We start from the raw sequence: 24,680 nt of genomic DNA on the forward strand, positions 1-24,680 counted from the left end.
TGTGCTTACTTAATTGTTATCTAATTGAGCTGCGGTAATAAAAGCATCCTCATAAATCTCGAAAAGGCTTTCGATCGTTTCCTGCTCAAACAGGTCCGCGTTATATTCTAACTCGAGTAATATCGTTTCTCCCTGATCTACTACCCTATTGGTCAGATCAAAATAGGCTTTATTCACTGCCTGGTGCGTAGCTTCGGTTGCCAAAGCGTGATCATCAATGATATCGGTTAAACTCAATACATTTTTCTTATTACGATCAAGGTTGAGATTAACATCATTGAAGCTCTGGTAAGAGTACATCACATTAAAAAGAGGTTGCTTTTTAGAAACTCTTTCAGGGTTTAATTTCTCCACGAGCAAATCAAAGGGGTAATCCTGATGCTCGTGTGCCTCGATCAAATTAGCTGAAACGTGATCGAATATTTCCTTAAAGTCCATTTCATCAGTAATGGTGCTTTTTATAACCAGTGTATTGATAAAGAAACCGATAAGTTTTTCAAGTTCCAGATGATTTCTGTTAGCTACTGCCATACCTACCAGCAGGTCTTCCTGGTCGCTGATCTCATGAAGGAAAACATTGAAAACTGTAAATACAAGATGAGACAAGGAGCGATTGGCCTGTGATGCAATCTTTTTCAACTGAGCTGTGGTTTCCTCATCTATGGTGTGGAAGATACTTTTGCCATGATAGCTCTCTTCTTCCATATCGTAGTCATAGGGTAATTCAATAAAATTAAGATCACCTGCAAGTTTATCTAACCAGTACTTTTCCTCACTCGCCAGGCGTTTCTCCTTCTGCCAGTACACAAAATCCTTGTATTGGATTTTCAAAGGTTCGAAGGGGTTATCTTCTTTTTTGGAGTAGGCATCATAAAGTGTAACCAGTTCATTTTGAAGGACCATATTAGACCAGCCATCGGCAATGATGTGATGCAGTGTAAATAAAAGCAGGTATTCCTCTTCTCTCACCTTGATCAATTTCACTCTGATCAATGGTCCTTTTTCCAGATCAAAAGGTGTATTGTTTTCTTCCTCCGACAATGCTTCTGCACGATCATCAGCATCGTCAGTGTTGCTCAGATCAATATACTCAACCAAAGGTCCGGGTAGCGACGGCAGCACTTTTTGCATGGGTGTTCCGTCGATATTCAGAAATATCGTTCTGAGCACTTCGTGTCTCTCGGCCAAAGTATCCCAGGCCTTTGAAAAAGCCTCTATGTCCAGGTGGCCTTTGATGGTATGTGCATTGGGCACAAAGTTCAATGCCCTTTCTTCCTTCTCGAACTGATCAATGATCCACAACCTTTTTTGGGCGTGAGATACTTCATAGTATGGCAGTGAGGGTGCTTTTCTAATATTATGAGCTTCCTTTACTGTTCCGTAATAAGTTTCATTAAGATATTTGACCAGCTCTTCTTTACGCTCGCTTATTTTCTTCTTAAGCTCATCGGATATTTTACCATGGGGAGCAAATATCTTTAGTTTGTTGTTCTCACCAACTCTAATTTTGAGGTTAGCATTTTTTAGCTCTAAAATCAACTCAAGTACACTCATAACTCCACCTCCTCATAATGTGATTCAAGTTCTGTTTCCTGGTCATCCTGTATCCAACGCATAGCCTCGATCTCCTGAGCCAACGCTGCAACAGTAGGCATTCGGAATATGATACTCAGGCTAAGTTTCATGTCCAGCTTATCACTTATCCGGGTAGTTGCCTGAATAGCTTTCAATGAATGGCCTCCGATATGAAAAAAGTTATCGTATATACCTACGCTATCCAACCCAAGGACCTCTTTCCATATCTCGACCAGCTCTGTCTGGATCTCTGTAACCGGTTCGGCTTTCTCCGATGCATCCTCACCGATATGGTCAAGGTAGTGCAGGGCTTTGTAGTCAACTTTACCGTTGCTGGTCAAAGGTATTTCTTCCAGGTGAACGTAAAATGACGGCACCATATAGGCAGGCAATTTACTGCTCAGGTAAGTCCTGTAACGATCGGGGTCAAACGTTGTATCCGGTTCGATCCTGATAAAAGCTGCCAGATGACTGTCTTGTTGATTATCCTTATTCACACTAACCACCGCCTGTTCGACTTCTTTTAATTGCAACAAGGCTTGTTCGATCTCCCCTGGCTCTATTCGGTGTCCTCTTATTTTAAGTTGTGTATCTACACGACCTATAAAACTTATTTCACCCGTTGCAGTCCAGTGCGCAATATCACCGGTATGATAGAGTAATTCTTCTTTGTTCTTAGGGTTGCGAATGAATTTCTCCGCAGTAAGCGCGGGTTGATTCAGGTAACCTGCCGCCAAACCATCTCCACCAATGTACAGTTCCCCATTAACGCCTACGGGCGTTGCATTCAGGTTTTGATCAAAAATATAAGCACTGACATTATCTATCGGCTTACCGATTGTAATGGGTTCATCCTGGGCCAGCCTTTTCACGGTACAGCCAACAGTTGTTTCTGTAGGACCGTATTCATTATACACCTTCATACCGGGATTAAGCTCCAACAGGATATTTACCTGGCTCGAAGTCAGGGCCTCACCTCCTACAATGGCACATTTGATTTGAGTCTCCTGAATGCCTAACCCTTCCATCAATTCTATGTGCGACGGCGTGAGTTTAATTGCGCCTATCCTGTCATCAGCGCATGCTTCCATAAGGATATCAGCGATGTTAGCTTCTTTATAAATGACCAAACTGTCGCCTCTCAGCAAGGTAGAGAACATGCTCGTAAGGGTCAGGTCAAAGGATACAGGGGTGATCAATGGGAAGTTATACCCAGACTGATCATCAAAATAATATCTGTTAGCCCATTGAATATAATTGACTATACTTTGATGTTGAATAGTAATACCTTTTGGCCTGCCTGTAGACCCTGAAGTATAGATGCAATACGCCAGATCACTTGCGCTGCTTGTATTGGTAGTAACTCCTGCATAGCTGCTGATCGTTTCCATTTCTTCATCGATATAGACTACGTTAGTATTCAATGAAGCTGTGGACTGGCCAAAGTCTTTACTGGTTATGAGTAAAGGCATTTTGCTGTCATTACAAATATCAATGATCCGCTGTTCCGGGTTCTGAGGATCAATAGGCAGATAGGCTGCCCCTGCTTTTAATATACCCAGTATGGCGACCAGCAAATTCTCAGAACGATTGAGAAGAATACCCACCAGCTGATTGGCCTGGATCTGATGATGCTGATTCAGGTATTCGGCAAACCTGTTGGCCTTTTCGTTCAGGCTTTCATAGGTCATTTCAAGCCCCTCAAAGATCAGCGCTGTTTTCTCAGGGTTAGCCTTCACTCGCTCTTCAAAAAGTTGCTGCAGTGTCTTCGATCCATCATAATCAACACTTACGCATTGACTAAACTGCTCAAGTTGTTCGCTTTCAGCCGGTGTAATATAGTTCAGCTCATTAAGTGCTGTGTGACTGTCATCCAAAATGGATTGCAACAGTAGATTATAATGCTGTAATAATCTGGTAATGCTCTCTGCTCTGAACAGGTTGGTATTGTATTCAGCACCAACTATTATGCGGTCGTTAGTATCTACAAAAGTGAACGACAAATCAAATTTGCTGATCTCAAAATCCGGTTCTACCTGCTCGGCACTGACTCCTTCCAAATTGATCGATACCTCTGAGCTATCGTCCACATGCATGTCCAGCATGACATTAAAAAGCGGGCTTCTGCTGGTATCCCGATCCAGATCCAGTTCCTCTACTAACTTATCAAAGGGGTAGAGCTGGTGCTTCTGAGAATCTAATACATTTTTCTTTACGGCCTCCAGCAACTGCTCAAAAGTATATCCGCTCTCAAACTGTGTGCGTATAGCAAGTGTATTCACGTAGAAGCCCACCTGACTTTCCAGGTCTGCATGGTTTCTTCCGGCAATAGGTGTTCCTACAATGATATCGCTATCACCCGTATATCTGTGGCATAAAGCCTTAAAGGCGGAAAGCAGGATGATGAACAGGCTGGCGTTGCTATTTTTGCTCAACTTTCTTAGGCCCTCGCTTATCTCTGCCTCCAAAACATGCTTTACATGACTACCATCATAGGTCTGTTGTGCTGGCCTTGCAAAATCCGTGGGTAGTTCCAACACGGGTAGCTCTCCCTCAAACTGCTGATGCCAGTATTGTCTGTCTGACTCCATCCCGGTGTCCACAAATTGCTGATTCTGCCATGCCGCATAATCCTTGTACTGTATGGGCAACGCCGGCATATCATGCGGCTGCCCTGATACCCTGGCATTATAGAAAATGGCTATCTCGTTAATGAGTAAGGCCAATGACCAAGCGTCTGCAATAATATGATGAACAGTAATGGTCAAGTAGAAGCATTCTTCCTCTGCTTGAAATAGCCGGGCTTTGAAGAGCGGTCCTTTTTCCAAATCAAAGACTGTGGTAAGGTCTTCTCTGACTAAATCATTGAGTTCTTTTTCTGGGTTTTCAGCATCTTTAAGGTCTGAGATATCCAGCTTAAAGTTGAATGACTCTACCTCATGAACTTTTTGCATGGGTTGCTCATCCACCAATACAAAAGTTGTTCTCAGTATTTCATGCCTTTGCAATATATCATTAAAGGCTTCGGCAAGTGCTTCGCCTTCAAGCTTACCCTTGAATTTATAGGTTACCGGAAGATTGTATGCCGTGGCATTTTCTTCAAACTGGCTAAGTATCCATAGCCTTTTTTGGGCATGGGACACTTCATAATATTCCTGAGGCTCAACCTGGCTAATTTTAGAAAAATCTGTAGCCGATAAGTTATCCACTATATTAGCCAGTTCTCTAACGGTAGGGTAAGTGAATATATCTACTACCTCTATGTTAACATTAAGCTTTTCTATAATTCTGGAAATGAGCTGAGTAGCCTTCAGAGAGTGCCCGCCCAATTCAAAAAAGTTATCTTCTATACCTATTTCCTTACGTCCAAGCACCTCTTCCCAAATGTCAACCAGTTTTTTCTGGGTTTCACTTTCAGGAGCTACATACTCACTCTCTGCCCCATATTGATTGCTTAATTCAAGAAGCTTCCTGGCATCAACTTTTCCATTAGTTGTCAATGGGATCTCGGCAACATGGATCAACTGACCAGGTACCATGTAATAAGGTAGCCTTGCTGACAAGAATGTCTTTATCTGATCTACTTTCAATGCATTTTCTGCGGAATAAAAGCCTATCAATTGATTGTCTGAACCTTCTTGCTTAACCAGTACCCCTACACTATTAATCTCCGGGTAGGTGGACAGGGCTTTTTCAATTTCACCAAGTTCAATCCGGTGTCCCCTTACTTTGACCTGCTGGTCGGAACGCCCGAATATTCGAAGTTCTTTATCGAATGACCAGCTACCTTCATCTCCTGTCTTGTAAAGCCGCTCTGCTTCATCAAAAGGGTTTTTGATAAATTTCTCATCTGTCTGTTTGGCATCATTCAGGTAACCTCTGGCCAAGCCTGCCCCAGCGGCATATATCTCTCCCTTGATGCCATTAGGCACCAGCTGCATGTTTTTATCCAGCACCAGTATTTTAGTGTTGGCGATAGGCTTGCCTATAGGAATACTTACCTTCTTCTTATCCTTGTCATTTACCTTATGTGTGGTAATACAAACTGCACACTCTGTAGGGCCATAAGCATTGAGCATTGTGCTGTACTCGCTGCTATATATAATTTTTGATGGATCCGGGGCTTCTCCTCCTATAATGAAGGCTCTTAATTTTTTAAGTCTTTCCAGATCAAGTGCATGATAAAAGGAAGCGGTAAATACGCCAATGGTAACCTCCTTTTGATCCATATAATCCAGAAGTATCGTGTGTTCATTGATCATTTTCCCGGTAGGTAGCACTATGGCTGCTCCTGCTAACAAAGCCATAAACGATTCGCAAACCGATACATCAAAAGATATGGAAGCGAACTGTAAGACCCTGTCTTTGGGAGTAATACTTAGCTGATCTATATGGTCCAACACAATGTTGACAATACTTCTATGTTCGATCAAAACACCTTTGGGCACTCCACTGGAGCCTGATGTATAAATTACATAGGCGAGGTCGGTAGATGCCGCACCGATATTTTCGAGGTTGGTGGTTGGCGTGTCCAGCATGGCCAACTGGATATCCAACGCCACCAATTCTCCCTGGTAGCCTTCCAGCTCCAGCATGTTTTCAGAATCTATGAGTAACACCTCTACCCCTGCTTGTGAAAGTAACAGCTCTTTTCTTGCTGCTGGTAGTGATGGGTCTATCGGCAAGAATGCTGCTCCTGATTTCAAAATACCCAACATCCCTATGGAGACATATTCTGACCGCTCCAACATCAGGCCAATAACCTGATCTTTCTTTACATCATAGCTCTGCCTCAGAAAGTGGGCAAGCTGGTTAGCACTTTGGTTCAGTTCATCATAGGTCAGTGTTTTCTCTGTACTTACTACGGCTACCTGATCAGGCATTTTTTGTACCTGCGCTTCAAATAGCTGATAAAGGGTCTTATCAGTCGGGTAATCAATATTTTTATATTCCTGACCGTTAAGAAGCACGGTTTTCTCTTCTTCAGACAAGTAGTCTAAACGGGCAATGGAAGTATTTTCATTGTGGACCACTGCATTGAGTACGCCTTCAAAATGGGCTGCCATCTGCTCTATACGCTCTGTTGCAAACAACTTCTTGTTGTAGTCAAAGCTAAGCGCCAAACCATCTTTAACTTTTGAGAAGATAATCCTCAGATCCACCATATTTGATCTGAATCCGGTATTGAACAGGTCTGTAGTGACACCGGACATTTTAACTTCCTCCCCCCCACTCAACTCAACATTTTCAGTCAGTACTACATCAAAAAGCGGATGGCGACTGCGGTCTACCTGCATGTTAAGATCATCAACCAGCCTGTCGAAAGGGTAGTTTTGATGCTCATAGGCATTCAGTGTAAGGTTCTTCACTTTCTTAAGAAGTGAAGTAAAGGTTTCGTCTGATTCCAGCTGTATCCGTAAGGACAGGTTATTTAAAAAGAAGCCGACAATTCCTTCCAGATCTTTATGAGGTCTGCCCAGGATCGGTGAGCCTACCACTATATCTTTTTGCCCGGTATAGCGATTAAGTAGGATGTAAAGCACGGCCAGCAAATTCATATACAAACTCGTGCCCTGTCGGATATTGAACTTGTTTAATTGATCTACAATAGCCTGAGGAATAACAACGGTATGCATATCACCGTCAAAAGACCGGACAGCCGGACGAGGATAGTCTGTCGGTAAATCGAGCTTCGGTATATCTCCTTTAAACTGATCTAACCAGTATGTTCTCGTCTCCAGTATGTTTTCATCACTCAGTTGCTCATTTTGCCAACTGGCAAAATCCTTATACTGAATTTTCAATTCGGGTAGCGGATCTGCCTGACCGTTGAGGAAGGCATTATACAAGCCGGCAAGTTCATTGACTATCAATCGCATGGACCATCCGTCTGATATAATGTGGTGAACAGTAAAAACAAGGATATGCTTACTGTCTCCTGTCCTGAACAGCTTGGTCCTCAATAATTTCCCTTTTTCCAAATCAAAGGGTATAGACGATTCCTGGTCAACCTGTTGCTGTAATTCCTCTTCCGAGATGTTATATGCATCTTGGTAGGCAATCTTAAAAGCATGGTCCTGAAAAGGAATGATTTTCTGTCTGGGCTCTCCATTAACAACAACAAAGGCCGTCCTGAAGCTTTCATGCCGCTCCACCAGCTTGTACAGGGCTTTTTCAAAAACCTGTTCATCAAGCCCTTCAAGAGCGAATGCGAGTGGCATGTTATAGGTATTGCTATTCTTTTCAAGCTGGTTCAGTACCCACAACCTTTTTTGGGCATGCGTCAGTTCATAATGGTCACTCTCTGCTACTGCGGATATGGCTTCAAAAGCATTGACCGTACCTGACTCCAGTTTTTCTTCAACGAATGTCGCAAGATCCTTTATTGTTGCAAATTCGAAAAGATTCTCAATTTCCAGCTCTACATTAAACTCTTCATGAACCCTGTTGATCACCTGCATGCCATTGAGCGAGTGTCCTCCTATTTCAAAGAAGTCTTCCTCTATGGTAAAATTGTCTTCATTTAAAACAGCTCTCCAGATGTTCTTAATTTTTGCCTGAACCGGAGTGAGTGATTCATCTATATTGGTGTTTTTACTGCTGATGGTCTCTGCCTCAGCAGCTACTGATTCGATTTCCTGAACCTGGAAGAATGGGTTAATCCTGAAAAGCTTCAGGTTAACATTTCCAATGAGTACATTAGAAGTATCTAACTCCAGTGCGAGGTTCAATGCCTCTATCCCATCCTTATTGCTGATAGGTTTGACCGGCTGATCCCCAACGGGTAATGCACCATTTTTCAATGACATTCCGGTCTCATACCAACCGGGCCAGTTTATGGAAATGAATTTTCGGTTTTTCCTTCCTTCATAGGCTGCATAGGCATCTAAAAAGGCATTGGCTACAGCATAATCAGCGCTGTTTTTCTGGGCAACTACTGCATTTAAAGATGAAAAGGCTATGAAGAAATCTGGCTGAAACGGCTCACATAGCTGATCCAGGTTGATGGTACCCTGTATCTTGGGTGAAATGGTAGATTTAAAATCTTCTACCTTTTTATCTTTTAATGGCTCCCAATTACCAGGAACACCCGCGGCATGTATAATGCCATCGATTCTCTCTACAGCACCAGATAATGTTTCAAATACTTTCTGTAACTGCTCAAAGTCACTTATGTCTACGGCATGATAGCTGACTGATGTTCCAAGTTTTTCCAGAGACTGGATATTTCTTAGTATTTCAAGGGCCTTCTCATCAGCAGGGTTGTGCTCCTTCCCACTGGAAAGTATAGTACGGCCCAACAGAATCAGTTTACTGGCTTTATATTGTGAGGCCAGCATTTTAGATACTTCAAATCCTATTCCTCTTGCGCCACCAGTGATCAGGTAAGTGCCTTTATTTTTCCAGGAAACATGATGTGATTCTCGTACTTCAGGCAGATTTCTTAACTTCTGTACGTATCTTACTGCATTGCGATAAGTTACAAACCTGATACCGTTACCTGCCCCAATTTCATTAAGGATGCAGAATGTATTATTTTCCAGTTGGTCTTCTGATATTTTCTCAAAATCAATGTGATGAGCATCTATCATGGGATACTCGGCCATCACACCTTTCAAAATAGCTGCTGCAATACTCTGAGTTGGCAATACACTCTCATTGGCTTTCAGGCTATAGGCGCCGGAAGTAATTATCGACAGCAGGAAGTTATTTTTAAAGTACTGACTAAAAGCCTTCAAAAGGAAGAAGCTAGAATACACTCCATTTTGAAGCTGATATTCTATGGTTTCGTCAGTAAGTGGTGTCTGTGCTTTATAGTAAGTAAAATCAAATATACCGTCCAGGTCTTCGTAGTCTTCACGAACAGACTTATAAAGAAGTTCATAGTCCGTTTCCTGACTAGGGTCAATGGTATATTCGTTTTGCGCCAGTTTCTGGAATTTGCTCCCTGCACTAACTTGAATACAAGTGTTGTTGGTAGATAACTGGCGGTTCAATGCATCTCCAAAACCCAGGCTGTCCATCATAAGCAGGAACGTTTGTCCCTTGTATTGTACAGGGTTTTCCGGGAGCTTGTTTTCTACCCATTCCAGTTGATAGAACCAATCCTGTATATCAGCCGGCTTGCTTTGCTGAGGGAGCGCTGGTTTCACCCAACAGCTCACCTTATCAAATGGATAGGTAGGCACTTCAACTTTCTGATAACTGTTGTTTGGATATGCCTCTGTCCAGTTTACGTTCACACCTTCTTGATAAAGGGCTGCAACTTTCTTATAAAATGACAGCTTTTTCGTGCTTTCAATCAGCCTGTGTACTGTAATCTGCGGTATATTTTCCTGCCATTGGTATAGTTTATCCGACAAGATCCCTTCGCTTCCGACCTCTAGGAAAACAACCTGTTGTGAGTTAACCATTGACTTCACGGCTTGCAGGTATTTGTTTTCATCTAAAGGATGTGCCGACAGGTCATTGCTCAAAATAATTTTGATCGCATCATCGACAGACAGCCCGTCAACAATCACCTGCTTGGTCACTTTTCCTATTCCGGTACCTATTATGGTATTAGCGGATATCCCGGTAGCCTTTAGCAAATGAAATAGTCCGTATTGATATGCAAACAACTGCAAGTCTTTCGAATCAGCATATTGAAAAATCTTCTTGTTCAGTTCTTCAAGGCTGTTTTTGAAAACGGTATGTTGGTCTGACAACCGCTCAATCGTACTTTTCTCTACTTGGGAGTTAGAAAATAAGAGTACCAGATTTTTAATAGTTACCTTGCTGGTTGCAATATCACTTTTTGCATTTTGGTTCTCAAATTCAGCCAATTGATCTATTAAATGCTTTTTATCAGCAGCTGCAAATGCCAGCCTGTAGGCATGATCATCCCTTCCGCTATTAAGGGTGGCAACGGTATCGTGCAAAGTGTCTTCGGACGTTGCCAGGTGCTTTTTAATTCTGGTTAAATATTCAAGACAGGCAGTTGGTGTCTTTGCCGAAATCTTCAGGATGTTTGCAGGATTAGCTATATTTTCCTGCTTACTTTTTAGTTGAGGGCTTTGCTCCAGCACGAGGTGTGCATTGGTACCGCTCAGTCCAAAAGAGCTTACTCCACACCTTAGGGGGCTGCCTTCTGATTTCCAGTCTTTTAATTCCTTGTTTACATAGGCTGCCGAACTGTCAAAGTTTAAGTAAGGGTTTGGCTTGTTAAAATGTAAGGATGGAAATAGTTCACCATGCTTTAATGAAAGTATACATTTGATCACCCCAGCCATACCGGCGGCGTTGTTGAGGTGGCCAATATTTGTCTTCACTGAACTTACCGCGCAAAACTGCTTCTTACTGGTATATGCTTTGAACGCATCGCTAATTCCCTGGAATTCTATAGGGTCACCTAATTTTGTACCTGTACCATGAGCTTCTATATAGGCTACTGACTCAGGTGCGACTGAGGCATTTTTCCAGGCCTTTATGAGTACCTCCGATTGTGCCACCGGGCTAGGTGCGGTTAAGCCGGTTGACCTTTTTCCATCATGATTGATCGCTCCTCCTCTGATCACGGCATGGATGGTATCTCCATCTTCCAATGCCTTGTCCAACCGTTTCATAAAGAGCATGCCTCCTCCTTCTCCTCCTCCGGTGCCATTAGCATCAGCATCAAAAGTTTTACTTCTGCCATCTGGTGAAAGAATCCCTACCTGGCTAATGTTATTGCCCAATTCGGGGAATGAGATAATAACAAAAACACCTCCGGCCAATGCACTTGAAATATCTCCGCTAATCAGTTTCTGACAGGCCTCATGCACCGCTACTAATGATGATGAGCATGTAGTATCGATCATCATAGCCGGGCCTGTTAAATTCAAATAATAGGATATACGGCCGGCTGTAATGGCACTCAGGTTTCCGGTCATAGCCACGGCATCAAAATCCTCGATCAGTGAGCCATAGTCTGAAGAGGGTCTGCTGCCCAGAAATACTCCGGTGTCGGCCCCTTCCATGCTCTTGAGGCTATACCCTGCATGCTCTATCGCCTGGCAGGCCAGCTCCAGTGACAGGCGCTGTTCCGGATCCATCAGGTCCGCCTCCTTCTTGGAAAGATCAAAGAATTTATGATCAAAAAGGTCTACCCTGTCCATGTGGGCTGTAACCAGATAATGACCATGAGGATTGATATGTGAATGTATCATCCGGCTTTGGCTAAGCTCTCTGACACTGTCACGTCCCGACTTTAAATTTTGATAAAATGCACCTATGGTAGGAGCTTCAGGGAATACCCCGCTCATACCAATGATTGCAACCGCATTTTTGTTATTTTCCATTTCCGTGCTTTCTAAGGAAATCTGCAATTTCTTTCTCTGCTCCTTCTTCCAGCTTCAGGTAGTTATCATTATTCCACGCGTCTTCAACGTATACCTTATCCATTTGCTCTCCGAAGTCTTTACCATAAGTAACCAGAACCTGATCTTTAGGGAATCTGGTTGGGTTATCATTATCTATGGCGGTGATGATCAGATTGGACTGATAGGTGACATCTCCCTCCATATTTTCTTTTTGCCTCGTTACATGAACTGTGTAAGTAGAGTGTGCCCTGTGCAGGTACCACTTATCTCCCATTTTCTTGTATCCAACAAAAGTCTTTGAGTTCAAGGTCTCCACATCCACCCCCGTCTTTTTCATATCAGCTTTTTCATTCGAGCTCTTTTTGTCTACTTTACTGATCGCTTCGGATACCAACTCGTACTCTACAGCTTTAAAGGCCATAGATTCCACTTCAATAAATATTTTCCCTTTGAGCTGTGCTCTGCCTTTCTTACGTCTTTTCGGGTCAAATTGAATGACATAAAACCGGTCTTCGCCATCAGATACAATCTCCATGAGTTCATAGTTGAAGTATTTGAAATACTGCTCGTACAGAAACGAGATGCCATGCTTTACAAAATCCACTTGCAGCCCTCCGGAAATGGTCAGGTTATCCAGTATTTTGATCTTGACGGGATCTTGAGCCTTTCTTCCTTTTACCAATTTCATTTGATCCTGCTCAGGGGGACCGTATGGAGACTTATAGATATCAATGATGCCTTCCGCCAAAGATATAAGCTCACGCTCATCTCTTATGGTTTCCCTATAGAAGGCTTTCATCATCGAGGCATTTTTAGGGTAGTTAGCAGGTATTTTCTTTACTGCTTCAAGAATAATTTCCGTAGGCTTAAGCGGAGTAACTTTTACTTCCTTAAGCATGGTTGCTGATGGCTCTAAACGAACCTGTACCTGATCACCTTTGACCGTGGCTATCGGTGTTTTATACTGTTGATATCCTACGTGTGATATGCGTAGTGTATCTTCTTTATAAGCCAGGGGCAACTTAAGAACAAACTTGCCATCCAGGTTTGAAATTGTCCCTATAAAACCATCTTTTACCCCTACATGTGCGCTAATAACAGGCTCTCCTGTTTCGTTGTCTAAGATCTCCCCTTCGATCAGAAAGGACTCCTGAGACATTGATACATGACTTATGAAAAGAAAAGCCAACAACATTCCTTTACGGACAATATTCATCATTCAAATAAAAATTTTAGGTTCTTAAACAGTTTGCTTTTTATCTCCTATCACTATACTTCAAATCCTGTAATTTCCATCATATTGGCGCCTTCTAAAAAGTGGCTTAATTCACCTATTGACGGATATTTAAACAGGTCCATGACTTCGATATCCGGATACTCTTCTTTCAACCTTTCATGCAGCATGATGATCTTCAAAGAACTTCCTCCGAGATCGAAAAAGTTATCGTCTATCCCTACACTTATATCTCCCAATAAAGCCTGCCAGAGCTCTACCATTCTCTCTTGCAATGCGTTTTGCGGAGCTCGATAATGACTGATCACTACCAAATGGTTACTTGTAGGCTGAGGCAATGCCTTCTGATCAATTTTCCCATTGGTGGTCAAGGGTAAGTTTTCCAACCTCATATAAAAGGTTGGGAGCATATAAGCAGGCAAATGCTGCTGCAAAAAGGCTTTAAGTGCACCGGACTCCAGTTCTGTTTCACTGGTGTAATAAGCCGCAATCTTAAAGTTTCCTTCTGTTTTTAAAATGGTAACAGCGGCAGTTTTTATAGATTCATGCTGTAAGAGCACGTTTTCTATCTCTCCCAGTTCTATACGCTGACCGTGTATCTTTACCTGATTATCTCTCCTGCCATGATAAACGATATTTCCATCTGTCATCCAATGGCCAATGTCACCAGTAAGGTATACACGCTGTGGAGCATCTGCTCCAAAATCTGCGGTAACAAACCTTTCACGGGTCAGGTCTTCCCTATTCCAATAGCCTCTGGCCAGTCCGATACCTCCAATGGCGATCTCACCTAAAACGCCTTCGGGCTGCAATTGCATATGATCATCAACAATGAATAGTTGCGTATTGGCAATGGGCTTACCGATAGGTATAATTTGATCGCCATGTTGTATGTGATAGTGACTCACATCTATACTGGCTTCTGTAGGTCCATACAGGTTGTAGAGATCTGCAGACAGCTTGTTATGAAACTTGCCCGCAACCGCTGCTGATAATGCTTCTCCGCTACAAATTACGCGTTTCAGGGCACTCAGGCTGTTTGCCATTTCATCGTCCAGACCTTGAAGGAAGATCTGTAACATGCCTGGCACAAAGTGTACCGTGGTAACCCCATGATCAGCTATGCAGCTCACCAGCTGCCGAACGTCATAGATTACCTCCTGACGGCATAAAACCTGCCTTGCGCCATACATGAGAGGCATGAATAGTTCCCATACAGATACATCAAAAACGTAGTTCGTCTTTTGAAGGATTACATCTTTTTCTGAGAAATCATACTGCTGCCACATCCACTCCAGCCTGTTTACCGCACCGCGGTGCTCAATCATTACACCTTTAGGCTGCCCAGTGGAACCTGAGGTATAAATGACATAGGCCAGGTCAGTAGATGAAGGACCTTTCGAAAGGTTGTTTGTGGGGTATTTAGAAATGGCCTCCCAGCTTCCTGGCGTAATGGCCCTGCAATTTCCTAATTCCAGATCTCTGGTCTGACCTTCATCAAGTATCAGACACTTTGCCTGAGTATCTTCCAAAATAAAGCTGATCCTGGCAGCCGGATAGTCCGGCGCTATGGGCACATAAGCTCCTCCGGCCTTCAAAATACCTAACAGGGCTATGATCATCTTCTCTGATCGATCCATCAGGAGGCAAACCAGATCGTCTTTGCTTATAGCCATCTCATCTTTCAGATAATGTGCTACCTGGTTGCTTAACTGGTTAAGTTCACCATAGCTTATGCTTACATTTTCAAACTGAACGGCTATTGAATCTGGTGTTTCCTCTGCCTGCTTCTCAAACAGACTTACTATAGTTTCTTTATTTGTGTACTCAACCGGAACTTCATTGTGTCCGGTTAGCAGATGTTGCTTATCCTCTGATGACAGATATTCCTGTGAAGCCAACGGTTTTTCCGGGTCAGCAAGCAGTTGTGTTATCAACTGTTGGTAATGGGCAAGAAACTGCGTTACCCATGCCTCAGGGAAAAGGTCTGTATTGTACTCAAGACTCACCTCGATATCATCTTCCTGAGCTCTGAAATGGAAGGTCATATCATACCTGCTGGTATCCGTTCCTTCTTGCAGTTGATCAATGGAGATACCTTCAACCTTCGGAATAGCCTGCTCTTCGCTTTCCTTATCATGTAAAACCATCATGATATCAAAAAGTGGTGACCGGTCAAGGTCTCTGGATAGATTCAGGTCTTCTACCAACTGATCGAAAGGATATTCCTGATGACCAAAGGCTTCAATGATATTGCGTTTGGCATTTTCCAGCAACTTGGCAAAGCTTTGCTGACTATCTATTTGATGTCTTAAGGGTAACAGGTTTAGATACAGACCTATCTGGTTTTGGAGTTCCTGGCGAGACCTAAGCGTAGCCGGAGTACCTATCACTATATCCTCCAGTCCTGTATATTTATGGAGTATTGCACATAGAGAGCTGTATAAGGTCATAAACAAACTGGCCTCCCTGGTTTTACAAACCTCCATAACCTGCTCGCTTACCTGCCTGCCCAATGACAATTTTGCTATGTTGCCATTGTATGTCTTCAGTTCCGGTCGGTGAGTGGTCACTGCAAAATCAACTTTGCTGGCTGGCTTTTCAAATAAGCTCACCCAATAAGCCTTGTGCTGCTCCCATGCACCTGATTCCAATTGTGTATTTTGCCAGGTTGCAAAGTCCTTGTATTGTATTTTGAGCACTTCGGGTCGGGTCTCTTCTCCTGCTGCTATATTTTGATAAAGCTGAAGGAGTTCTTTAACCATTATTGGCATAGACCACTCATCACCAATGATATGATGCATGTTGAATACAAGCACGTATTTATCATTCCCCAAATGCAGCACATGCACTTTGATAAGTGGCCCGTGGCTAAGGTCAAACTTCATTCCGAAGATTTCCGAGGCTATTTCTTCGCTTCTTATCCCTGCATTTTCTTCCTTACCAAGGTCCGTGTATTCCAGTGCAGAATCGATTCCGGTTTCAATTCTTTGCTTTAGTATGCCACTCTGCATGTGGAATGTCGTTCTCAAGGACTCATGACGGGCTATCAACTCGTCGAAAGCCTGGGCAAGATGGTTTACCTGTAGCTTACCTTCAATAGCAAAAGCTAAGGGGAGGTTATAGGCTGCAAAGTCTGTATTCATTTGCTCAAGCACCCACAATCGTCTTTGAGCATTGGTGGTCTCGTAGAATTCCTGTGCTTCTACAGGTTTCAGATCATCTTCAATTTCTTCTGATGACTCGATGAGACGTGACAGCGCTTCTATGTTAGGGGCGTTGAAAAAACTGGCGAGATCAGGCTTAACATTGAATATATCGGCTACTTCTGCGAGGATCTGTATCGCTTTGAGCGAATGCCCTCCCAGATCAAAGAAGTTATCATGAATGCCTATGTTTTCTCTTCCCAGTATTGACTCCCAACTTCTAACAAGCACCTTTTGGATGTCGTTCTGAGCTGCGACATGATCTACCGGTGCGTTTCTCTCATTTTCAGGGTGTGGCAGTTTGCCTGCATCTACTTTTCCACTGTTATTCAATGGAAACTTATCCACTGCTAGAAAGTAAGCGGGCATCAGGTAATCAGGCAGGTAGCCTGACATATGGTTTCTCAAAACAGTATTAGAAAGCTCTTCCGAAGCTATATAGTAGGCCGTCAGGTAAGGTAATCCACCCTTGCTCTGATGAGTAGTTGCAAAAGCGTCCTTTATTTTATCATGGCCAATGAGGCTGGATTCGATCTCACCCAGCTCTACTCTATGGCCATTTATTTTCACCTGGGTATCTGTTCTCCCTAAAAACAGCAGTTCGTCATCGTCTGACCATTTGACCCTGTCCCCGGTGCAGTACATTTTAACACCCTCTTCAAAAGGGTTGTTTACAAAGCTGGCTGAGGTTAACTCTTCATTGTTGAGGTACGCCTTTGCCAATCCTTTGCCTGAAACATACAGTGTACCTTCTACACCTTTGGGAACCAGTTGCAGGTCTTCATCCAGAATATAAACTCTGGTGTTGGCAATTGGACGGCCAATAGGGATGGTAGTTCTGTCTTTATCCTCTGGTTTTACCTTATAAGTTGAAACACAAACAGCGCATTCGGAAGGCCCGTACGCATTGTAGCAGTCAACAAATTGACTCAGATAGGTTAAATCTGCAACATTAGCAGCTTCTCCGGCTGTAATCAATACCCTGAGGAAATGTAGTTTTTCAAGGTTAAGGGTACTCAGAAATGACGGTGGGAATGTGACAACACTCACCTTTTTATCCTGAAGGTATTGCATGAATCCCTGCTGGTCATAGAGAAGGGCTTTGTCATGCAGTACGAGGGTGGCTCCTGCATAAAAAGCCATAAAAATCTCCGATATGGATGCATCGAAAGATAGTGAGGCAAACTGCAACACCTGATCTTCGGAACTTATATTAAATATCTCCGTCTGCGCCATGGACATATTGACCTGGCTTTCATGCTTAATGACCACACCTTTGGGTGCACCGGTAGATCCGGAAGTATAGATGACATAAGCCGCATCAGTGGGTTCATTAACGGACGGAAGGTTTTCAGGGTGTGCTTCCAGGTCTGACCATTGTATATCCAGGGCGAAAATAGCACCTTGATAAACTGTCATCACCTCATCGAGTGTACCCATTTCAGTCAGCAATAACTTGACCTCCGCATTTTCCAGGATGTATGCTTTCCTCTGTACCGGCAAATCTGCATCGATCGGAAGATAAGCAGCTCCGGCTTTCATGATAGCCAGTATGGCTACTATAGCGAGTTCATTCCCCGGTGCCATTAAGGCTACTACATCATTTGGTTTGATACGGAGTTCATTTCTCAGGTGAAATGCCAGGCTGTTAGCCTTTTCATTGACTTCACTGTAGGTCAGCACCTGATCATTGTAAACTATAGCCTGAGCTTGTGGTGTTTTCTGTACCTGTGCTTCAAATAATGCATGTATACAGGCGGGAACCTCAAAGTCTCGACTGGTATTGTTCTTTATATGCATGAGGTCCTGAACCTCATCATCAGCCAGGTAGCTTAATGTTCCAATAGCTTTTGACGGAGCTTCCAGAGCCGCAGCAATCAATTGTTTGAAATGCCCTACCATACGATGGATGGTTTCTTCCCGGAACAGGTCTGAGTTGTACTCAAACATCATGTAGTATCCTCCCTCCGACTTTTCAAACACCATTCTGATATCCAGGGCACTCTGATGAAATCCGCTGTCGTAGGTGTCCAGCGTAATCCCTGACATTTCATTGTCTTTCTTTTCAATATCCAGGTTTAACAGCACCAGGGCTACATCATAAATTGGTGACTTGCTGGTAACACGTGGGATATTTAAATCTTCAACCAGGCGATCAAACGGATATAGCTGATGGTCAAATGCGTTAAGTGTAGTGGTCTTTAGTTTTTCGAGCAGCGAGTTGAAACTGTCTTCATTTTCAAATTGTGACCTGAGCACAATGTTATTGATGTAGAATCCCACCTGATTATCCAGGTCCGAGTGCTCACGACCAGCCACGGGCGTACCTATAATGATGTCTTTTTGCCCTGAGTACTTATAGAACATCACTTTGGTTATGCCTAGCAGAGCCATAAATAAACTGGCTTTGTGCTGCTTGGCAAGAGCTTCCAGTTTGTCCATCAGTTCATCGTCAATGAAGCTTTTAACGACACCGCCGCTGTAGGTTTTATAAACAGGCCTTGGAAAATCGGTTGGAAGATCTAATACCGGCAGATCGCCGCTAAGGTTTTCCAGCCAGAAGGCTTTATGCTTATCAATTTTTACGTTGTTTTCCAGCAGTTCATTTTGCCAGTGTGCAAAGTCTTTGTATTGAACCTTGAGTGATGGCAACGGGCTTTCCTCACCACTGAGGTATGCATTGTAAAGCTCAAAAGCTTCATTGATCAGCAGTTGCAGCGACCATGCATCGCTAATGATGTGATGTATGGTGAAAGAAAAGATAAAAGAATGGTCGCCTCTGTCAAAAAGCGTAAACCTGGCCAAAGGCCCCTTCTCCAGATCAAAAACGGTAGCCGCTTCCTTCCTTACCCATCCATTTACTTTATCATCAGGTTCTCCACTTACATCCTCATTATTGAAGTTAAATTCAAGATCATCAAAGGCATTAACTTTTTGTTTTGGCTCATTATCCACCGTAACAAATGTGGTCCGCAGTACTTCATGCCGGATCACCAAATCCTTAATTACCTGTTGGAATATTTCTGTGTTCAGGTCACCAGTTATTTCATAGGCACTATGGATGTTAAAGGCTGTACTGGATTGCTCGTACTGGCTCATAATCCAAAGCCGCTTTTGTGCATGAGACAGCTCATAATGTGGCAAGGCCGGCAACAGTGGAATGCTTTTGAAGTCTTCTTTCTCCTTTACCTCATTTATTTTTTGAGCTAGTTGGGTGATGGTGGGTGCTGAAAATATATCTCTCACCAGGATCATTACTCCAAACTCTTTAAAAATCCTGGATATCAGCTGAATGGCTTTTAATGAATTACCTCCGATCTTAAAGAAAGACGTATTTGCCCCAATTCTTTTAAGTCCAAATAAGGTCTTCCAAATCTCTTCCAGCTTAAGCTCTACCTCGCCTGAGGCCTCTTGGTAGTCTTCTTCTGAGATCAGCATGTCTTCCGGCTTCGGTAGAGCCTTCCTGTCCACTTTGCCGTTAATATTCAGTGGAATGCTTTCCAGTTTGAATATATAGGAAGGCATCAATTCCTTGTTCACTGCTTTTCTCAACCCGGACTCAATATCACTCTCAGAAGCTGTACCTGTGTAGTAGCCAATGAGTTCCATGAGATTGTTATTGCCTGAATAAGGCATTACAATGGCTTCCTGAACCCCCTCTAGTGATAACATGGCGTGTTGTATTTCGCCCGGCTCAACTCTAACACCATTGATCTTAACCTGATCATCCTGACGGCCAAGGATTTCTATATTTCCATTTTCAAGGTACCGGCCAAGGTCCCCTGTATGGTAAATAATGTCTTCTTTGTCTTTAACCAATGGGTTTTGTACAAACACCCGCTTGGTCAATTCAGGGTTATTGAAATACCCTTTGGTTACAAATGGCGTTTTAATATAGACTTTCCCTATTTCACCTACACCGCAAAGGCGATCGTTGATAACGGCAACAGCTGTATTGCCAATTGGCTTTCCTACATGAATAATATCGGAAGGGTTGGGAGGCAGATCGGTTATGCGATGAAACGTTTTGATCATGGTGGTTTCTGTCGCTCCATATAAATTGACCAGTTCCACATGCTCTCCCACGGCCTTACGCCAATTTTGTATATCTCGCCCATAAAGCATCTCTCCTGCCATGAGCAGATGCTTTAACCCTGCAAATTTTTCACCTGAAGTCCCTGACTTTGCTACTGACTCTACAATCACGCGCATCATGGACGGGACTGTATGGATCAGTGTAACTTTAGAACGGTCAATCCACTCTATCAATTTGACCAGGTTGTTTTTTGTTTCGACATCAGGGATGCATAGTGTACCGCCGGCACATAAAGGGACGAATATATCTCTTAAGGATGCATCGAAGGATATGGCTGTCAGTTGCGAAACTCTGCTTTCTTCGGAGATGCCAAACTCCTTCATTTCCCAATGAATGAAATGACTTAAGCTATCATGGCAACCTAATATAGCCTTTGGATCTCCTGTAGATCCTGAGGTATAGAATATATAATTTCCGTCAGCTGGTGAGTTAACGATTTCAAGTGTATCGCTGGCGTAATCCTGTAAGTTTTCTTTTCTGGACTTGGTTAAATTATCTTCCAGTAACTCAACGACATCATCATCGCTCAATATCAATAGCGTTGAAAGATCCAGTTTAAGGGAGGTTATCAGTTCAATAATCTGCTCTCGCTGATTCTGATGCACAATCAGTATTTGAGGTGCACTATGTTCGAATATCTGTGATAACCTTTTTGATGATACCTCCAATGAAATGGGCAGGTATATCCCTCCTGACTTGAATACGCTCAATAGGGAGGTAACCAAAGAGATACCGGGCAACTGCATTACCCCTACAATCTGATCCTTACCGGCTCCTGTTTCTCTTAATAAGTGAGCTAACTGGTTTGACCTTTTATTAAGTTCTGCATACTCAATATGCCTGTTTTCTTCCTCTATAGCAATATGGGAAGGAAACTTTAAGGCAACCTGCTCAAATACGGTATGAATGATTCGCTTATTCATCCTGTTCATTTAATATTCATCACTGATTTCGGAGCTAACTTCGTTAAACTGTTGCTCCACCTGATTAATCTCCACCTCATCCATAAGAAGGTCTCTCAGGTGGTAAAGAGAACCGGTTTTGTCACCGACTACGTTTATCACCAGCAGTAACATATCGTTTTTCATTTTCTCCACAAAAGCAGCTTCATATATGTCGGTGTTGTATTCAATGGTACATATCAGCTTACCTTCATGTACTCTGAAATCGAAAGTAAAGTCAAATTTACTGGTGGAATGCCCCATATCGAGTTTTTCGATTTGCAGGTCATTATCCACTGGCATGTTCTCTACTGCGGACTGTGTATCCTGAATTTGCACCATTACATCAAACAGGCTGTTCCGTGTCTGATCGTAAGGTATTTCCAGGTCTTCCACCAACAGGTCTATGGGATAGATGCTGTGCTTGAAAACATTGACCGCATTGGTTTTGATCTTCTGCATAAAAGCATCAAATTCCATTTCAGCATTAAACTGAGTACGCACTGCCAAGGTGTTGACGTAGAAACCTACCTGGTTTTCCAGGTCTTTATGCCCACGGTTGGCAACGGGTATTCCAACCGTGATATCCGTTTGTCCGGTATACCTGTAAAGGAGAACTTTTACCAGACCTAGTAAAAACATGAACAGGGTTACATCCTTTTGCTTTGTTAGCTTATTGATGTCTGCCAATATGGACTGGTCGAATTCAAACTGGATGTGGTCGCCATTATATTTTGTCTCTGCGGGTCTCGCCTTGGCTTGCGGAAAGCTTAAAACAGGAATATCTCCCTCAAACTGCTTTAACCAAAACTGACGATGTGTTTTTAAATTATCTCCATTTAACTGCTGGTTCTCCCAATGGGCAAAGTCCTTAAACTGAATATTCAAAGTAGTCGGAAATGCTGAGCTACCTTCTTTCAGAGAATTATAGCAGCTTAAAACTTCATTGGTTAAAATATCGGTTGACCATCCATCGGAAATGATGTGGTGCATATTCAAAAGAATAATGACCTCTTCTTTTCCTAACAGAAGTAGAATAACTCTAAAAAGTGGTCCTTCTTCCAGATCAAAGGGTTTGTTCCACTCGTGATCGGCTATTCTTTTAATTTCCCCCTGCTGATCCTCTTTTTCTGACAGATCAATCTGACTATAGCAATGCTGGAAATCTACATTTTCATGGACCTTTTGCTTAGGGTGCCCCTCTACATTTACAAATGTGGTTCTCAGAATTTCATGTTTATTGACCACGGTTGTAAGTGCTGCCTTGAACATTTCCGTATCCAAAGCTCCATTGACTTTATAAGCACTAGGCATATTATAAGTTATCTGGTTTTCCTCCAGTTGATCCAGTATCCACAACCGCTTTTGAGCATATGTAACCTCATAGAAAGGCTGCTGTGCAACAGGCACAATTTCTTCATAAGCTGATTTACCTGAGCTGTCGATAAGGCCTGCAAGCTGAGCTATGGTTTGGTTATCAAACATATCTGCAATCTTGAGCAGCACATTAAATTCCTTATAGATTCTGGAGATAACCTGAATGGCTTTCAGGGATGTTCCTCCTATGCTGAAAAAAGAAGCATCTCTGCTTACCCTGGGCAGATTCAGCATTTCTTTCCATATGGTTTCAAGACGTATCTCTTTTTCTCCGCTGGGTGCGGAATATTCTTGCTCTACAAGTTGCAATTCTCTTTTGGCTAAGGCCTTTCGATCAACTTTGCCGTTGAGGCTTAAGGGCAGTGATTCTAAGCGGGTAATCCACTGCGGTATCATAGAAGGCTCAAGGATTTCGCTCAGCGCTTCTCTGACCCCTACCGGGTCAACTGATTCGCTGGTATAATAGCATACTAAAGATGATTCATTGTCATTATTGGTATGAAGCAATACCACCGTTTCAGCAATATCCTTGATGGATAGTATGGCATTCTCAACCTCGTTCAGCTCAATTCTTATTCCATTTACCTTGACCTGGGTATCATTTCTTCCCAAAACTTCCAGGTCTCCACTATCCGATAATTTGCCAAGATCACCTGTCTTATATACAATCTCTTCATGCTCTTGCTGCAAAGGGTTTTGTACAAAAACCTTATCCTGCAGTGCTTTATCAAATAAGTATCCTTTAGTAACAAAAGGAGTTTTAATGTAGATCTCGCCTATTTCTCCGGGTTTACAAAGTATTCCATCGTTGATCACCGCTACCAGGGTATTAGACATTGGCTTCCCTACAGGTATTCTTTGGGTATCTTCACTCACATCTGCTCCTACACGATAAAAGGTTTTTATCATTGTGGTTTCGGTGGCTCCATACAGGTTGACCACACTTACATGATCTCCTACATGGTTTCTCCACTTTAACACATCTTTGCCAAAGAGGGCTTCTCCTGATAAAAACAAATAGTTCAGGTTTTTGAATGTCTCTCCGACATGTGATTCGCTCCCGGAAAGCGCGTTGTTGATCAACCGCAACATAGAAGGCACGGTATGTATCAGGGTAATTTTATATTTTTCCAGCCACTCAAGGAGCATATCTGCATTTGATTTTACTTCAGCCGACGGGATAAACAATGTTCCTCCGGCACAAAGTGGTACCAGCATATCTCTAAGTGAGGCATCAAAGGTAACTGAGGCTAATTGACTAACGCGGCACTTATCGTCAATATCAAACTCATTTATTTCCCAGTTTATAAAGTGCGCCAGACTTTTATGGCAGCCAAGGATAGCCTTTGGAGTACCGGTAGACCCTGAAGTATAAAATATATAGTTTCCATCGTTGGGGTCATTGATGATTGGCGGATTTTCGATGGTTACTTGTTCAACGGTAATTTCACTCCGCTTACCCTCATCATTTTTAAATACGCTAATACCTAACTCGTCATCTACAGCCAGAATATAGTCACAAGAGATATTCTTAATTTGGTCAATATCTGCTCTACTGGTTATCAGCACTTCCGGTTGACACTCCGCAATAATTCCCTGAAGTTTCTTTGCTGGGAGCAAAACATTTACGGGTAAATAAATGCCTCCTGACTTGAAAATCCCCAACATAGAGCCTACTAACTCAACGCTTGAGGGCATGACAACTCCAACTATTTTGCCTTGGGTAATTCCGAGTTGACTAAGCGTACCCGCAATTTGATTGGAGAATTGGTTTAAGTCTTGGTATGATATTTCACGGTTGCTATCAACAACACACGTTTTTTCAGGAAAACGCGATACTGCTTCTTCAAACACCGAGTGTATTATTTTCTTCATGTTCTTGATATTGTCAATATCTCTATGCCGCAGATA

Annotated in this window: 5 protein-coding genes; all 5 read right to left on the reverse strand. The window is 42.8% G+C overall.

Going from position 1 to position 24,680, the window contains the following annotated elements; translation table 11 throughout:
- Window positions 1-9: 9 nt before the first annotated feature.
- From JMN32_RS22800 to JMN32_RS22820, 5 genes are read right to left on the reverse strand one after another with little or no spacing between them, the layout of a single operon-like run.
- Window positions 10-1,554: a condensation domain-containing protein gene (locus JMN32_RS22800; protein ID WP_202858699.1), complete on the reverse strand. Its 1,545-nt coding sequence runs from the start codon at window positions 1,552-1,554 to the stop codon at window positions 10-12.
- Window positions 1,551-11,894 (reverse strand): non-ribosomal peptide synthetase, encoded by a 10,344-nt coding sequence (locus JMN32_RS22805; RefSeq protein ID WP_202858700.1) that lies wholly within the window; start codon window positions 11,892-11,894, stop codon window positions 1,551-1,553. The genes JMN32_RS22800 and JMN32_RS22805 overlap by 4 nt, the downstream gene beginning before the upstream one ends.
- Window positions 11,884-13,134: a carboxypeptidase-like regulatory domain-containing protein gene (locus tag JMN32_RS22810; protein WP_202858701.1), complete on the reverse strand. Its 1,251-nt coding sequence runs from the start codon at window positions 13,132-13,134 to the stop codon at window positions 11,884-11,886. The genes JMN32_RS22805 and JMN32_RS22810 overlap by 11 nt, the downstream gene beginning before the upstream one ends.
- A 50-nt stretch (window positions 13,135-13,184) precedes the next feature.
- On the reverse strand, window positions 13,185-21,374 hold the full coding sequence (locus JMN32_RS22815) for a non-ribosomal peptide synthetase (RefSeq protein ID WP_202858702.1): 8,190 nt from the start codon (window positions 21,372-21,374) through the stop codon (window positions 13,185-13,187).
- Window positions 21,375-21,383: 9 nt separating this feature from the next.
- Window positions 21,384-24,644 (reverse strand): non-ribosomal peptide synthetase, encoded by a 3,261-nt coding sequence (locus JMN32_RS22820; protein WP_202858703.1) that lies wholly within the window; start codon window positions 24,642-24,644, stop codon window positions 21,384-21,386.
- Between the last annotated feature and the right edge of the window lie 36 nt (window positions 24,645-24,680).

This window comes from Fulvivirga marina, assembly GCF_016775155.1.
Taxonomy (GTDB): Bacteria; Bacteroidota; Bacteroidia; order Cytophagales; family Cyclobacteriaceae; genus Fulvivirga; species Fulvivirga marina.